This is a genomic window from Methylotuvimicrobium buryatense 5G (genome assembly GCF_000341735.1).
Classification (GTDB): Bacteria; Pseudomonadota; Gammaproteobacteria; order Methylococcales; family Methylomonadaceae; genus Methylotuvimicrobium; species Methylotuvimicrobium buryatense.
Genome location: NZ_KB455575.1, coordinates 4589272 through 4603383, shown reverse-complemented (window position 1 = coordinate 4603383; position 14112 = coordinate 4589272). Strand labels below are relative to the sequence as shown.

General features: G+C 49.7%; 16 protein-coding genes and 1 tRNA gene. 8 read left to right on the top strand and 9 right to left on the bottom strand.

Annotated features, from left to right (window positions below; all coding sequences use genetic code 11):
* Nucleotides 1-23 precede the first annotated feature (23 nt).
* The 5 genes from METBU_RS0120825 to METBU_RS0120800 all read right to left on the bottom strand — a co-directional run bounded on the left by METBU_RS0120825 (nt 24) and on the right by METBU_RS0120800 (nt 4150).
* Nucleotides 24-692, bottom strand: a complete 669-nt coding sequence (locus tag METBU_RS0120825) for a flagellar hook assembly protein FlgD (RefSeq protein WP_017842459.1) — start codon at nt 690-692, stop codon at nt 24-26.
* Between the two features lie 24 nt (nt 693-716).
* Complete coding sequence (gene flgC / locus METBU_RS0120820; RefSeq protein WP_017842458.1) at nt 717-1133, bottom strand: flagellar basal body rod protein FlgC; 417 nt, start codon at nt 1131-1133, stop codon at nt 717-719.
* 2 nt (nt 1134-1135) lie between these two features.
* Nucleotides 1136-1528 carry a flagellar basal body rod protein FlgB gene (gene flgB / locus METBU_RS0120815; RefSeq protein WP_017842457.1) on the bottom strand — a complete coding sequence of 131 codons (393 nt, stop codon included), beginning with the start codon at nt 1526-1528 and terminating at the stop codon, nt 1136-1138.
* 362 nt (nt 1529-1890) lie between these two features.
* The gene (locus METBU_RS0120810) at nt 1891-2706 is read right to left on the bottom strand and encodes a CheR family methyltransferase (protein WP_040575925.1); all 816 of its coding nucleotides are present in this window, start codon (nt 2704-2706) and stop codon (nt 1891-1893) included.
* Nucleotides 2707-3223: 517 nt separating this feature from the next.
* Nucleotides 3224-4150 carry a chemotaxis protein CheV gene (locus tag METBU_RS0120800; RefSeq protein WP_017842454.1) on the bottom strand — a complete coding sequence of 309 codons (927 nt, stop codon included), beginning with the start codon at nt 4148-4150 and terminating at the stop codon, nt 3224-3226.
* Nucleotides 4151-4524: 374 nt separating this feature from the next.
* Between METBU_RS0120800 and flgA the strand changes: the two genes are divergently transcribed.
* From flgA to METBU_RS0120765, 6 genes are all read left to right on the top strand, one after another.
* Nucleotides 4525-5229, top strand: a complete 705-nt coding sequence (gene flgA / locus METBU_RS0120795) for a flagellar basal body P-ring formation chaperone FlgA (RefSeq protein WP_017842453.1) — start codon at nt 4525-4527, stop codon at nt 5227-5229.
* 76 nt (nt 5230-5305) lie between these two features.
* Complete coding sequence (flgM, locus tag METBU_RS0120790) at nt 5306-5614, top strand: flagellar biosynthesis anti-sigma factor FlgM (RefSeq protein WP_017842452.1); 309 nt, start codon at nt 5306-5308, stop codon at nt 5612-5614.
* Nucleotides 5611-6111, top strand: a complete 501-nt coding sequence (locus tag METBU_RS0120785; RefSeq protein WP_017842451.1) for a flagella synthesis protein FlgN — start codon at nt 5611-5613, stop codon at nt 6109-6111. Before flgM ends, METBU_RS0120785 begins: the two co-directional genes overlap by 4 nt.
* A 461-nt stretch (nt 6112-6572) precedes the next feature.
* Nucleotides 6573-6649 (top strand) — tRNA-Arg (locus METBU_RS0120775).
* A 596-nt stretch (nt 6650-7245) separates the two neighbouring features.
* Nucleotides 7246-7755: a LexA family protein gene (locus METBU_RS0120770; protein WP_017842449.1), complete on the top strand. Its 510-nt coding sequence runs from the start codon at nt 7246-7248 to the stop codon at nt 7753-7755.
* Nucleotides 7730-9034 carry a Y-family DNA polymerase gene (locus METBU_RS0120765; protein ID WP_017842448.1) on the top strand — a complete coding sequence of 435 codons (1305 nt, stop codon included), beginning with the start codon at nt 7730-7732 and terminating at the stop codon, nt 9032-9034. The genes METBU_RS0120770 and METBU_RS0120765 overlap by 26 nt, the downstream gene beginning before the upstream one ends.
* A 24-nt stretch (nt 9035-9058) precedes the next feature.
* On the opposite strand, the gene folE2 is transcribed toward METBU_RS0120765, so the two are convergent.
* Genes folE2 through METBU_RS0120750 form a run of 3 tightly spaced genes read right to left on the bottom strand, consistent with a single transcriptional unit; the run spans nt 9059 to nt 12554 of the window.
* Complete coding sequence (gene folE2 / locus METBU_RS0120760; RefSeq protein WP_017842447.1) at nt 9059-9871, bottom strand: GTP cyclohydrolase FolE2; 813 nt, start codon at nt 9869-9871, stop codon at nt 9059-9061.
* A gap of 44 nt (nt 9872-9915) precedes the next feature.
* Nucleotides 9916-10884, bottom strand: coding sequence for a CobW family GTP-binding protein (locus tag METBU_RS0120755; protein ID WP_017842446.1), 969 nt, complete (start codon nt 10882-10884; stop codon nt 9916-9918).
* On the bottom strand, nt 10881-12554 hold the full coding sequence (locus tag METBU_RS0120750; RefSeq protein WP_017842445.1) for a formylmethanofuran dehydrogenase subunit A: 1674 nt from the start codon (nt 12552-12554) through the stop codon (nt 10881-10883). Before METBU_RS0120750 ends, METBU_RS0120755 begins: the two co-directional genes overlap by 4 nt.
* A gap of 109 nt (nt 12555-12663) precedes the next feature.
* On the opposite strand from METBU_RS0120750, the gene METBU_RS0120745 reads away from it, so the two are divergent.
* On the top strand, nt 12664-12891 hold the full coding sequence (locus METBU_RS0120745) for a type II toxin-antitoxin system Phd/YefM family antitoxin (protein WP_014147323.1): 228 nt from the start codon (nt 12664-12666) through the stop codon (nt 12889-12891).
* 13 nt (nt 12892-12904) lie between these two features.
* Entirely contained in the window at nt 12905-13318 is a 414-nt protein-coding gene (locus tag METBU_RS0120740) for a type II toxin-antitoxin system VapC family toxin (protein ID WP_017842444.1), read from the top strand.
* Nucleotides 13319-13335: 17 nt separating this feature from the next.
* Here METBU_RS0120740 and METBU_RS0120735 read toward each other — a convergent pair whose 3' ends face one another.
* Nucleotides 13336-14112, bottom strand: coding sequence for a ZIP family metal transporter (locus METBU_RS0120735; RefSeq protein WP_014147321.1), 777 nt, complete (start codon nt 14110-14112; stop codon nt 13336-13338).

The following is a 14112-nucleotide window of genomic DNA, read 5'->3' as shown; positions in this document are numbered from 1 at the left end:
ATCGCTCTCCTGATGAAATAACGCTAAAAAATCCGCCTGACATCGTTGAATCTCACCGAGTCAAGACCGTTTAAACTTAATTGAATGCCGTTGCTGCCATTACCCAATGTGACGCTGTTGACGCCTGCATTGACAAAGGTTTGTAGAGCAGTGTTTTTATTGTCGATACTCGCACTAGCTTTGATTCGATAGGCACCGGGGTTGGCAAAAGTCCCGTCATCTAATTGACCATCCCATTCGAACTCGACATTACCGGCCGATTGCCGCCCCAAATTCAGCTGCTTAACCGTGACGCCATTACGATTTTGAAATTCGACGATGAGATTATCGGTAGGTCCGGTCAGTGCGACTTCCCCTTTCATATTGTCATTGAGCGAAAGCACGCCTTCCGAACCGGGTACTAGCACCGACCGGCCAACTAAACTGGCTGCCTGTAACGCTTGGTTCGAACTGATCGATCCGGCGAATTCAGCGAACGATTTCTGTAAGTCTTGAATACCGCTGACGGTGCTGAACTGCGCCATTTGCCCCAAAAAATCGCCGTTTTCCATAGGCTTGGTGGGATCCTGATGAGTCAATTGGGTGGTCATCAATTTCAAGAACTGTTCCTGACCTAACGATTGCTTTTTTACAGGGGCATCTTCGACTGTTCTAACACCCAGGTTTCTTAATGCGTCAAAATTGATGGACATTGGCTTTTCCTCCCAATTATTTGCTTACTGACCTATTCTCAAAGTCTGCAAAACCAATTCTTTAGCGGTATTGAGCACTTCGACATTATTCTGATAAGAGCGTGAAGCCGACATCATATTGGCCATTTCTTCGACGATGTTGACATTGGGCTTATAGATATAGCCGGATTGATCGGCCATCGGATGATTCGGCGCATACTCCATGACCGTTGGCGCCTGACTTTCGACCACTCCCAATACATTGACTTTACTCGCGGCATTTTGCTTATCCATGATGTTTTTCAATTCTGCCGCAAATACCGGTTGCCGCGATTTATAGGTTTGATCAATACTGCTGCTAACGCTGTTGGCGTTGGAAATATTACTGGCAACCAGGTTCAACCTCAGCGACTGGGCATTCATGCCGCTACCGGAAATATCGAAAATACGGAATGAGCTCATGATTACTCTCCTTTAATGGCCGACGTTAAACCCGAAAACTTGCCGTTTAGAAAACGCAGGCTGGCTTGGTATTGCACGGCATTCTCGGCGTACTTGGCCTGCTCGACATGACCTTCTACGGTATTACCGTCTAACGAAGCTTGATTCGGATTGCGATACATCATAGAAGCGCCCAATAGCGTGTTGCTTGCTGAGATATGTCCGTTCCGTGTGCGCTCCATCGGCAACGCATCCGGTATCGCGGTTTTTAGAACCGATTGAAAATTAAGGTCTCGTGCCTTATAGCCTGGAGTATCGGCATTAGCCAGATTGGAGGCAAGAACCTCCCCGCGTTTTTCGCGCAATGCCAATGCCTGGGAATGAATGCCTAATGCTTTATCGAAATTAATTGTCATGGTAGCAGCCTCTCACACTTGTTACTTATTAAATAAGCACATCATATGCCATAGACTATTTCTACTCACTTATCATGGGTTTACAAATAATGACGTCAATTTTTTCACGCCGTTGGCAAACCCGACCGGCAATATCTAACCGCAGGCTTATTAGGAGAGGCTATGCTGCGGAAGCGGTGAAAGAGGAAAGAGGAAAGAGGAAAGAGGAAAGAGGAAAGAGGAAAGAGGAAAGCCTGCCAACGCCTTGAACATATTGTCAAGCTATTTTTTAGTTAGCCGAGTCTTACCGTTAACCTTAAAACTGACAAAGTAGAGAACTGAATGCTAGCAATATTTTCGAATGTCGATTTTTCGGCAGCGCATCAGCCGATTTTTCGATAATACCGACCGCGTTCGCCTCGCACTGTTTCAAACCCGGACACCGAGGCCGGCAGTACTTCGCTGCTACTCAAAAAAAGAAATCCGCCCGGTTCGATAGCTTGCGACATACGCGTTAAGATATCTTTCTTCAAGGCATCGGAAAAATAGATTAATACATTCCTGCAAAAAATCACATCGAAGCGTCCTAATACCGAAAAAGGCTTAAGTAGGTTAAATTGCTGAAATTTTACCCGGGCGCTAATTTCCGGTTTAACACGAAACCCCTCCTCAACCGGTATAAAAAAACGCTTTTGCTGCGTAGCATCGATACCCCTAGATAACGCAGCCTCCGAATAAACAGCCTGTCTAGCTTGTCTAAGCACGGTTTCCGAAATATCGGTTCCGACAATACTCACCGAGAATGATTTACCTTGGTTTTTGATCATATCGTCGACACACATACTAATTGAATAAGGCTCCTGCCCCGAAGAACAAGCCGCCGACCAGACTTTAATCGTGCTCCGTTTGACCGCAAGCGACGGCAAAACGGCTCCAGTCAATTCGGCAAAATGACTTTCATCGCGAAACCAAAACGTCTCGTTGGTCGTCATCGCTTCAATAACTGCTACCTTGATTTTTGACGATGCATGAGACTCGCTTTGCAGTACTTTAAGCAGCTCGACAAACGAGCTCAAGCCGAATTGCGGCAACAGTCCGGATAAGCGATTTTTCACTAAATATTGCTTACTATCAGACAAAACAATGCCACATGCTCGAACAAGAAACTGCTGAAAATATTTAAATTCCTGCTGCGTCATTTCCATTAGTTATTTATCCAATTAAGCATTCATTCCCTTTTAGAAAAAGGATTTAAAAAAACAAGACCTATCTAATAAACCTTTTTTATGGTCGCCGGAAGACATTCCAGGCGAGGTTTGAAGGCTCTTTCGTACTTGCCGTGGTAATAGCGGATCGACACCGAACAAGAAAAGAAGATTTTCTTCAAGCGCGCCAAGATTTTTCGCGACAGCTGAAATGGGGTCCGTCCGATTTCAGCAGCGAAAAATGACTTGGCGATTATTGCCTTCGGCGGCCCCGATTCGCCCTGCGTCCGTGCCACTACGCCACATCATCGTATACTCGATGCGGCTCCGTAGCACTCCCACAAATGGCTTTACGCCGTGTCGCGATGCCTTGTATTTTGCCTCCGCCTGCGCTATTCGCGCAGACTCCGGCAAAACACCCGGTGCTACGGCTATCGGGGACTAAAAATCTTCACTTCGCTAACGCTCCGTTTCCAAGATTTTCAGCGATCGACCACCGACTTACTGGTCTTTATAAGGAATGAAAAATCTGCAAACGTTTTTGAATGGTTTTGACCAGTTCGTCCGGCTCGAATTTCGCCAAAAATTCGTCGGCACCAACTTTCTGCACCATCGACGAATTAAATACTCCGCTTAGCGATGTGTGCAATACCAAATAGATATTCTTCAACTTTGGGTCTTTTTTGATCTTGGTGGCCAGCGTATAGCCGTCCATGCGCGGCATTTCCACGTCGGAAATTATCATCGCGTAATAGCTTTCCAAGTCAATACCGTCCTGAACCAAACCGGACAAATGCTCCCACGCTTCCAAACCGTCTTTCAACACATCGTATTGAAGATTGAGTTGATCGCAAACTTTTTTGATTTGATTTCTGGCAACCATCGAATCGTCAACGATCAATACTCGATCGCCGGCACCCGACACATTTTTATCGATCACCTCATCGCTGGCTCGTTCGCGTAAACCGATGACTTCCTTCATAACTTTTTCGACATCAATCACCTCGATCAAATCGCCGTCGACCTCGGTTACCGCCGTTAAATAACCTTCCCGACCCAAGCCCGAAGGCGGTGCTTTTACCGAGCCCCAACCGATATTAATGATTCTATCCACCGAACCCACTAAAAAGCCTTGTATGGTTCTGTTGTATTCAGTGACAATGACATAAGATTTCTCGTCACGGTCTATCGGCCTCATACCGATCGCCATTGACAAGTCCAAAACCGGAATCGTCTTTCCTCGCAAATGCGCGACACCGCAAATCACCGAATGCGATTTCGGAATTTGCGTCAAAGCCGGACATTGAATCACTTCTTGAACTTTAAACACATTGATGCCGAATCGCTGTCGTCCGCCAAGCTTAAACAGCAATAACTCAAAGCGATTATGTCCTGCCAGCTGAGTACGCTGATCGACCCCATCTAAAATTCCAGCCATTGACATCACTCCGATAATTATTGATTTCTAATCGAAAACAGTTTGCATTGAAATATAGGTCAATACCAAATTGCGCCCGCAATTATACCTTTTTTCAGCACCATTTATGGGGCGGAAGCTTGATTTGATTAAAGTGCTCTCAAAACCTTTGACAATGCCAGGCGCAGTGAGAAACAAGCTTATTGGTTAATATTCTCACAACGAATGCCGAAGCTAAGGCGAGACATCCGCGAGGTATATAGCCTCGGTCGGTATTCACCGTTTCCTGCCTACCAGAACGGATTATAATCAATTTCGATCAAACTTCTTATAGATAAATGACTGGCATTATTCCTGCTTGTTTTATAACAACGTCATAAAACCGACAGAACACCATGATCATCAAACTATTCGTTGCTCTACTCGTCTTGCTCGCGCCATACCAAAGCGGTTTCGCCGCGCCGCATTATCAAACGCATGCATCGATCTATCAAACAGTGACTCGCTTTATCACCGGTCAACTAGGGTCATCCGCCGACTACGACATCCACATTTCGCCGCTGGATAGCCGTTTAAAATTACCGAAATGCGCCGACGAATTAACCGCCTTCACCGCGCATAATGAACCGCTTCGCGCCGGACGCTTTTCGGTCGGTGTACGCTGCGGCGAAGGACCGAAACCCTGGTCGATTTTCACGACCGGCTCATTAAAAATAATGCAAGACGTGCTAGTCCTGGCTAGACCGGTCAGCCGCGGTCAGATTTTGACTCGCCAAATGCTCACCATCGAAAAACGCGATCAAGCCACCCTGAGAAGCAGCTATTTCAGTCAAATCGAGTCCGTCGAAAACAAACAGTCGTTACGTAATTTACCGGCGGGTTCCGTGGTTACCGTTAACAATGTTACGGATGCAGTATTGATCAAACGCGGAGAAAAAATAACCATTAGCGCCTCGTCGCCCGGTTATAATGTACGCATGCAAGGTAAAGCAATGATGGACGGGGTAAAAGGTCAATCGATTCGTGTAAAAAACGTCTCGTCCGGCCGCACGATTACCGCTACAGTCATCAAGCCTGGCTTGGTTTCCATTATTCAATAATTTAAGGTCATGTCTCTAAATATATTCGTAACATTGCCGATAACAATACCGAACCCAATTATTTGAGGAATTTGTCATGGCTATCGAACCCATTGCAAGCCGCATACCCAGCACAGCAGCAACTAAAAGCCCGGTAAAGCCCGGCATTGATGCTGGCGCCGCAATGATTAAATCAGAACCTAATAACGACAGTATCGAAATTACTGCCAATTCCAGTCAAATAAAAAGAGCATTGGACTCAGCAGCAAGTCTTCCGGTAGTCGACAACGAACGCGTTGCTTCAATAAAACAAGCACTAGCCGAAGGAACCTATACTATCGATCCGGAACGTATCGCGCAAAAAATCAGTCAATTCGAATTAATGAGTACCGAGGACAGTCCATGACTCTTATTAGCCAAACATTTCCCATCGCTGAAAAACTCATTACCAATGGCTTATTATTAACGGAACAACTTTATCAAGCACTGCAACAGGAGGCGATTACGCTAAAGCAGTCTCCGCTTGCCGAAACGTTCGATGAAATAACCCGACAAAAACAACTACTCGCTCAAGAGCTTAATCTATTTGCCAAGCAACTTGCGCAAATACTCGAAACGGAAAAACTACCCAACACCCGAGCAGGCCTAAGCGATTATTTAGAGCGCGCCATACAGGCAGGATTCGATACGTCCAAAACGGACGAAAACTGGACAATGCTCATTAAAACGACCGAAAAATGCCAATTGCTCAACGAACAAAACGGGGCATCAACTGAAATTTTACTACGCCATACTCGACAATCGTTGAACATCCTCAAAGGAAAGCCGCAAACGATTAATACCTACGGACCTGACGGCAACACCAAATTGGACTTATTTTCCGGCACATTATTTTCGGTATAATCCGGTGTTTTGATTCAACCGAACCAAGCCATGCTGGATACGTTACGTCATTTATTTGTTCAACACGAAACCAAGCGCCCCCAAGAAATCGGAATATCAAACAACGACGATAATCCCAATTTTCTAACCGATCGGGATCAAATCATAAAGTTAATCAATGCAATCGCGGCCTCAGCGCATTTATACCTATCGCACTTCAAATTTCGGCATTAGCGTATGGAGGCGTCGGGGTGTTCGGCAAAGGCTTTGGCAGCATGGATGCTGTCATAGAGCCATGGACGTATTCACGGCGTCCTTTGACGGGCACCCCGACGCCGAAATTTGACAAGCAAAGGGTATAACTTACCTCCGTAAAACCAAAACTAACTCGACTGCTTCATAGCCAAACTCGAACGGGAAATCATTAGAAATCAAAGAAACTTAATATAGAAAGTTATGATAAAATTTGTCATCCGATTCAAGCCCCGGTAGCTCAGCTGGATAGAGCATCCCCCTCCTAAGGGGAAGGTCACACGTTCGAATCGTGTTCGGGGCGCCATAAAATCAAAGATTTACGAGAAAAAAAGAATCGATAAATCAATCTTTTCGCATTTTTGTCTCATTTCTAAAAAAATCCCATTCATCCCTGCGATCTTTCAAAGCCAAGGACTAGAAGAAGCCAAACGAAAACGCCAAGAGCGAAAAAGGACACCAGCAATTCCCAGTTTGAGCAGTTTCGCCGATTTTAGGGTGTGGGGCATGCCTGTCGAGGAACGCCGTAAACCCATCCATGGGGGCTTGGCGGCAGCTCGAACGCCAAGGATGGCGTGAATGCAGATTTTGCATGGAGCAAAAATCTGCCCTGCTGCCGACATCCTCGCCAAGCATACCCCACACCCTTTTTGATCTCCAAATTGGGAATTGCTGAAAGGACACGCTTATGTCCGATTTATACCCGACATATTTTTCACACCTCAAACTATAGTTTTCTCCAGTAAAAATCGTCTAACACAGCCCAACTCCTATATACCTCCCTTTTGATCGAAAACCGTCTAAGACCTTCTCTTCCCGTCTCAAAACAAGAACCAATTGAGAACAAAACCCGTTTTGATGTACTATGCGCTTCCTATCTGCTGCGCTTGGAGTTTGTTCACGATGATTGTCATTCCTTTGTCGCGTTATCAACATCGTAACGCTCAAGCTTGCCCTACTGCGTTCGTGCTGTCCGATAATTTGGCGTTGCCGTTTTTTGGCCCGGCTACACAGCCTTCGACACTGAAGTTGCCGCTCTTCACGTCGAAAGTACCGGCAGGCTTTCCGTCGCCCGCCGACGATCATTTGGAAGCGTCGATCGATTTAAACCGACTCTGCATTCAAAATCCACCCGCGACGTTTTTTGTGCGCGTCGAGGGGCATTCGATGACGGGGGCCGGGATCAACGACGGCGATATGCTGGTCGTGGACCGTTCGCTAACGGCGAAACACAATTCGATCGTGGTCGCCGTCATCGACGGCGAAGTGACGGTCAAGTGCCTGGATTTGTCGTGCGGTGCCGTTTGTTTGCGCGCCAAGAATCCGGACTATCCGGACTTGCCGATCAAAGAAGGCATGGATCTACACATTTGGGGCGAGGTCGCGCATGTCGTCCGTTCGTTACCGACCTGATCCTTCGGACAAAGTCTTCGCGATCGCCGACTGCAATAATTTTTATGCCTCGTGCGAGCGGGTTTTTCGGCCCGAGTTGAACGGCAAACCGGTTGTCGTGCTGTCCAACAACGACGGCTGCGTCATCGCGCGAAGCAACGAAGCAAAAGCCATCGGCATCAAGATGGGTGCGCCTTTCTTTCAAATCGAACGTTTCGCAAGGCAACACGGCGTCGCTGTGCTCTCTTCGAACTATGCCTTGTACGGCGATATGTCCCGGCGCGTCATGCAAGTTTTGGCCGGGTTCGCGCCGCGCATCGAAGTGTATTCCATCGACGAATGCTTTCTTGATTTGACCGGACTGCATACCGACCTGACCGGCTATTGCCTGGAAATTTGCGCTGTCGTCAAACAATGGACCGGTATTCCTATTTCGATCGGCATTGCACCGTCCAAGACCCTGGCCAAGCTGGCCAATCGTTTGGCGAAAGGCGGCCGGTTCCGGCAATGCCCCGTGCTCGATTGGCGCACTGTGGACGATTCCGATACCGTATTGGCGGAAACCGCGTTGACCGATTTGTGGGGCATCGCCGCACGATCGCAATCGCGCTTAAACTTGTTAGGTATTGCCGATGCATTGGCGCTGAAACAATCCGATCCGAAACGGTTGCGAGGGCATTTCGGCGTGGTCATGGAACGTATCGTCTATGAATTGCGCGGGCTTTCTTGCCTTGATCTCGAAGACGTCCCTGCGCCGAGAAAACAAATTCTGACCTCGCGCAGTTTCGGCGAAAAATTGACCGGCTACGACGATCTGCGCGCTGCCGTGACCTATTTCGCTACCCGTTCGGCGGAAAAATGCCGGCAACACAAGCTCGCGGCGCATGCCTTGACGGTCTTCGTTGAAACCAGTCCGTTCGATACACGGCAGCCCTTTTATGCGAACAGCGCCACATTCGAATTTCAATTGCCCACGCACGATTCGGCGCAACTGCAACGAGCCGCGCAACGGGGGCTGGCGCGAATCTTCCGACCGTGTCTTTCCTATCAGCGCGCCGGCGTGTTGTTACCGGAACTGTTGCCGGAGGGCGTGGCGCAATTGTCGCTATTTAACGGTGGCGAACAGTCGAACCGCTCGGACGAATTGATGCAGACGCTCGACGCTATCAACCGCCGCTACGGCAGAAGTAGCATTCGCTATGCCGGCGAAATCCTCAGTCAACGCTGGCGGATGCGGCAGCAATTTAAATCGCCTTCGTATACGACGAATATCCACGAGCTGCTGACGATCCGGATTTAGGCGAAGTGCGCCTTGGAGAAAATGTTAACGCTTATCCCGCTCGATCAATGCATAAGCCGAGTGATTATGAATCGATTCGAAGTTTTCCGATTCGACGATATAGGCGCTGATTCTAGGTTCGGCTTCCAACCGGGCTGCGACATCGCGCACCATGTCCTCGACGAATTTGGGATTGTCGTAAGCGTATTCGGTGACATATTTTTCGTCGGGGCGTTTCAGCAATCCGTAAATTTGGCAGGACGCTTCTTGTTCGGCCAGATCGATCAACTCTTCAATCCAGATGAAATCATTGATCAGTACCGTCAGCGTCACATGAGACCGTTGATTGTGCGCGCCCCTGTCCGAAATGGTCTTGGAACATGGGCAAAGACTGGTGACCGGGACGACGACTTTGATACGCGTTTGCACTTCACTGCCGGCAATTTCGCCGATCAAGCTCACTTGATAATCGAGCAGGCTGCGCACGCCGCTGACCGGCGCGGCTTTGTCGATAAAAAACGGAAACTGCATTTCGATGTAGCCCGACTGTGCATCCAAGCGCTGCACCATTTCTTCGAGCATCAAGCCGAACGATTCGACGCTGATTTCGCGGTCGTGTTGATTCAGAATCTCAACGAAGCGCGACATATGCGTGCCTTTGAAGTCGTGCGGCAAATTGACATACATATCGAATAAACCGATCGTATGCTGTTCGCCGACCGACCGATCTTTAACCCGTATCGGATGGCGAATCGCCTTGATGCCGACCTTGTCGATCGCAATACGCCGCGAGTCGGCAATGCCTTGCACGTCGACAATAGAGTTTTCTAAAGAGGGGATGCTTGATTGATTGTTCATTGATGAATTCCTTTAAATAAATATTGAACGCCGGAGTCGATATCTCATTGCCGCAATGCGTTCATGACGGTTTCGGCCAAGGTCTTGATGTCGCCGCCGGCGATAAAGACCAGGCGCCCTCGGTTATCGACATTCTCCCGCAGCGGCATCGGCGCCGGCGGAAACAAATGGCCGGCAATGCCGTGGACCGCCATCGGCCCATCGTGTTCTTCGGTAAAAATCACGCCCTTCACTCTGACGATATGACTTTGCGGGTCGCTGAGCAGTATTTCAAGCACCGCTTGCAAGCGCGCCCAAGCAACCGGTTGTTCCAGTTGCAACGACACGCTATTGAAACCGTGCTCGGGTAAATCGTCCGACCGAGGTTGAGCGATCGGGCGAAATAGGCCGCCAAAATCGAGCAGAGCCTCCGCCAAACCGGAGGTTTGTGCCGATTCGAGATGCGCAATCGAAGGCGCTAATTCTTGCAGTCGGTTTTGCACGCGTTCGACTTGCGCCGCCTCGGCCAAATCGGCTTGGGTCAGTACGAGCTTATCGGCCCAGGCGATCTGCGCTTGGGCTTCGGGAAAGCGCGTCAGATAGGTTTCGGCGGCCAACGCCGAGACGGTCGTAATCATGCCTTGATAACGATAGCGCGGCGCCAGCCAGCGTTCGTTCAACAGCTTATCGAGAATCGGCTCGGGACTCGCCACGCCGCTGGTTTCGATAAAAATACGGCTAAACGGTTTGACCGGCTTTGCATCGTAGGCCATGCGCAGATTTTTTAACATCGGCGCCAACGAGCCGCGCACTTGGCAGCATAAACAACCGCCGGACAGCGTTGTTAACGGGATCTTATGCTCCGCGAGCAATTCTTGATCAATCGGCGTCGAGCCGAATTCGTTAATGATCACAGCCGAATGCGGTGCGGCGCGGAGCAGATGATTTAATAGCGTCGTTTTGCCGCTGCCGAGAAAACCGCTCAGCACGATCACCGGTATCCGTTGAATCGTTTTCGAAGAAGCCCGATTCACCGGGCATTCTCCGCCAAATAAGGACGGCCGCAGGCATGCGCGCGGAAACGTTCGCTATCGGCCTGCCCCGCATCGACGTCGCCGACCGTAAAATTGGCCAGGCCGAGGTTGTAGAAGCGGTCGTAATAGTTTTGCAAATCGCGTTCGATACGGTGATCGAAAAGCGGCTGAACGACTTGTGCCGTCCCGTTGCACCGTTCGACGACCGCACCGTTTTGCACGGCCAGGCGGCCGTTTTTGAACAGCAGTTCGGCATCGGCGAACATCGCGGCCTTATCGGCTTGTTCGCGGTAAACGGCAATATCGGCTACCGCACCGGGCCGCAAATGCCCCCGGTCCGGCAAGCCCAGCAAACGGGCGGCGGCGGTTCGGGTCATCACGGCGATGTCATAGAGCGAAAATTCTTTGTCGAGATCCTTCAATAGACTCATCGCGACCGCTTCCTGATTCAATTGTTCGAGGCATTGCAATCGATAATCGCGATCCATCAACAGGCGGATCAGGTAAGGATACATCGTAAACGGCGCGCCGTTCGGATGGTCGGTCGTGAAGAACAAGCGCCACGGATCCTCGGCCAACAAGAAGATTTCCAGGCCGATTAGCCATTGCAGACTGTTGACGAAACTCGTTTCTTTGTAGCGGTAAGGCACGACGCCGCCGCTGCCTTCGCATTCGGCATCCCAGGCGATCCATTTATTCGGCGAAGCATCGTTCCTGCGGCTGTATTGCGCGATCACATCGCCGGATATCGTGACGGTTTGTCCGAACAAAACCTGGCCGACGTCCATCGTAATGTTCGGGTGTTTTTTGAATCCGTCGATTAGCTTCGCGGCCGCCGACGAAAAGCCTCGATCGCCTTCGTTGCCGTAGCCGTAGAATTGAATGTGCGCCAAATGCATCGGCAGGCCCTGAGCCGCTTCCATTGTCGCCAATGCGGTATCGACATTGCCGGGTACGCCCAGATTGTTGCAATGCACATGCACCGGATGCGGAATTTCGACCTCACAAGCGGCGCGCTGTAAAGTTTGCAAAATATGACGCGAGCTGACGCCGTATTCGGGAACGACATCGTCCAGATCGAAGCTACGGGCATTGGACTTAAACGCATTCGCTCCGCCGGCATTGATGACTTTCAAACCGAGGCAACGCGTCGAGTGTAAGGTCCAGGCGACGTAATCGTTGATTTGCGATTGAGACGCGCCGCTCCGCATTAAACGCAACAAATAATCGTCGTTACCGAGAATCGCGAGCCCCGCCGTGTCGATGATCGGAATGTCGGCCATCTGCAAATGCGCATCCAAGGCATTGATCGGCAGTATGGCCGGTTCGACGACGGTGGTATAGCCCATGCGGGCATAACGATAACCGGTTTCGGTCGCCGACCAGCGGGAGGTGCTGAATCGATGACCGAGTTTGCGCGCCACGAAATTGCGGTGCTGTTCCGGCAGCAACAAGCGCGCGGTGTTGACGTTACCGCCGGCGATATGGCTGTGAATATCGATCGCGCCGGCCATGACCACGCAGCCGGCGATGTCGTAATCGGCATCGATCATGGCGCCGGCTTCCGGTTTGTCGACGATGACACTGTCCCGGAAATAAATATCCCGAATCTCGCCATCGAGCGCTTGCGCAGGATCGTAAACTTTCCCGCCTTTGAGTCGAATCAGCATGGTGTGAATTCCTTAAATGATTGCTGAAGAAGAAATCAAGGGTTGAGTCATTTGGTCAAGCATCGTTATACTGTGCATTATTTTGTACGTTTTATTCATAAGGGTAACCATGAAACAAGCAAACTTCACCGAAATTCGAAACCACGCAAAAATGTATTTCGATATCGTCGAAGCCGGCGAATCGGTTCGGGTCCTACGTAACGGCAAACCCATCGCCGACATCATCCCGATCACAGCGGATTTACCTTCTTGGCGACGTCGAAAAGCCCAACCCTTAGTACTCGATGGCGTTTCGATCAGCCGGATGATTATTGAAGAGCGCGAAGCCGGGCTGTAGATCGACTTTAATCATGCGCGTATTTTTCGATAGCTCAGCTTTTGTAAAGCGCTACATCAGCGAGCACGGAACCGATAGCGTGTTGCAATGGTGCGACAAAGCAACAGAAATCGGTTTATCCGGCATTGCCTTGCCGGAAATTATCTCGGCATTTTGTCGTTTATACCGTGACAACAAAATCACCGATGTTCAATACCGACAACTAAAATCGCTTTTAATGGCCGACATCGAAGACGCAGCGATTTGCGATTTGTCTCCGCAAGTATTGATGCATGCAGTTTCCAGCTTGGAAAACAACACACCTCGAGGAATGGATGCCATACATATCGGCAGCGCCATAGTCTTGCAAGCCGATGTTTTCATTTCCTCCGACAAACGACAGATTACCGCCGCCATTCAAGCAGGCCTGCGCGTAGAGCAGGTTTAAAGCTTGGCCTACCTTTTTCACGGCATCAATAAATTCCCCTCGAGTACGACGATCGCTTGCATGAAACCGATACCTAAAGCGAACACGAACGATTGTCCGCAAAGATTGCGTAGGCTCGAATGTTCATGCAATACCGGAATGAAGTCGGTCGCGGCAATATAAATAAATCCCCCTGCTGCTATCGGCAGCAGCAAAATCAACGAAGCCTCGGCAAACTGCCCAAGCAGCAGAGTAAACACCGCACCCATAACCACGGTCAAAGAGCAATAAAAGTTATACAGCACGGCATCTTTAGGGCTATATCCGCCGTAAACCAGTGCGCCGACATCGCCTATCTCCTGCGGTATTTCATGAACGACGATGGCAAGCGTCGTAGTCAGCCCGATAACGGGATCCACCAAAAAACTGCCGCCGATTAAAATACCGTCGACAAAATTATGAACCGCATCGCCCATCAAATTCATCTTCGCCATCGGCTTGATCGAGTCGTCGGCAAATACGGTATGGTCGTGACGCCAACGTACGATTTTCTCGAGCACGAAAAACAAAAACACGCCGGCCAAGGTCGTCAAACAAACCGTGGCTATCGACCCTTGGCGTTCCGCCGCATCGGGTATCAAATGAATGAAGGCGTCGCCCAATAAAACGCCGACCGCCAACGCGATCAGATAGGGCAGCAGCCGCTTGAGCAATTGCCTGTCCAGGTAAAAAACGAAAGCACCGCTCAGCGATACGAGACTGACCAGTAACGATGCACTCAGCGTATAGAAAATGACTTCGGCAGATATCGGCAT

Coding starts and splice junctions, on each gene's coding strand:
- METBU_RS0120825 (WP_017842459.1), bottom strand. CDS start 692: ATGTCCATCAATTTTGACGCATTAAGAAACCTGGGTGTTAGAACAGTC.
- flgC (WP_017842458.1), bottom strand. CDS start 1,133: ATGAGCTCATTCCGTATTTTCGATATTTCCGGTAGCGGCATGAATGCC.
- flgB (WP_017842457.1), bottom strand. CDS start 1,528: ATGACAATTAATTTCGATAAAGCATTAGGCATTCATTCCCAGGCATTG.
- METBU_RS0120810 (WP_040575925.1), bottom strand. CDS start 2,706: ATGACGCAGCAGGAATTTAAATATTTTCAGCAGTTTCTTGTTCGAGCA.
- METBU_RS0120800 (WP_017842454.1), bottom strand. CDS start 4,150: ATGGCTGGAATTTTAGATGGGGTCGATCAGCGTACTCAGCTGGCAGGA.
- flgA (WP_017842453.1), top strand. CDS start 4,525: ATGATCATCAAACTATTCGTTGCTCTACTCGTCTTGCTCGCGCCATAC.
- flgM (WP_017842452.1), top strand. CDS start 5,306: ATGGCTATCGAACCCATTGCAAGCCGCATACCCAGCACAGCAGCAACT.
- METBU_RS0120785 (WP_017842451.1), top strand. CDS start 5,611: ATGACTCTTATTAGCCAAACATTTCCCATCGCTGAAAAACTCATTACC.
- METBU_RS0120770 (WP_017842449.1), top strand. CDS start 7,246: ATGATTGTCATTCCTTTGTCGCGTTATCAACATCGTAACGCTCAAGCT.
- METBU_RS0120765 (WP_017842448.1), top strand. CDS start 7,730: ATGTCGTCCGTTCGTTACCGACCTGATCCTTCGGACAAAGTCTTCGCG.
- folE2 (WP_017842447.1), bottom strand. CDS start 9,871: ATGAACAATCAATCAAGCATCCCCTCTTTAGAAAACTCTATTGTCGAC.
- METBU_RS0120750 (WP_017842445.1), bottom strand. CDS start 12,554: ATGCTGATTCGACTCAAAGGCGGGAAAGTTTACGATCCTGCGCAAGCG.
- METBU_RS0120745 (WP_014147323.1), top strand. CDS start 12,664: ATGAAACAAGCAAACTTCACCGAAATTCGAAACCACGCAAAAATGTAT.
- METBU_RS0120740 (WP_017842444.1), top strand. CDS start 12,905: ATGCGCGTATTTTTCGATAGCTCAGCTTTTGTAAAGCGCTACATCAGC.
- METBU_RS0120735 (WP_014147321.1), bottom strand. CDS start 14,112: ATGCCGATATCTGCCGAAGTCATTTTCTATACGCTGAGTGCATCGTTA.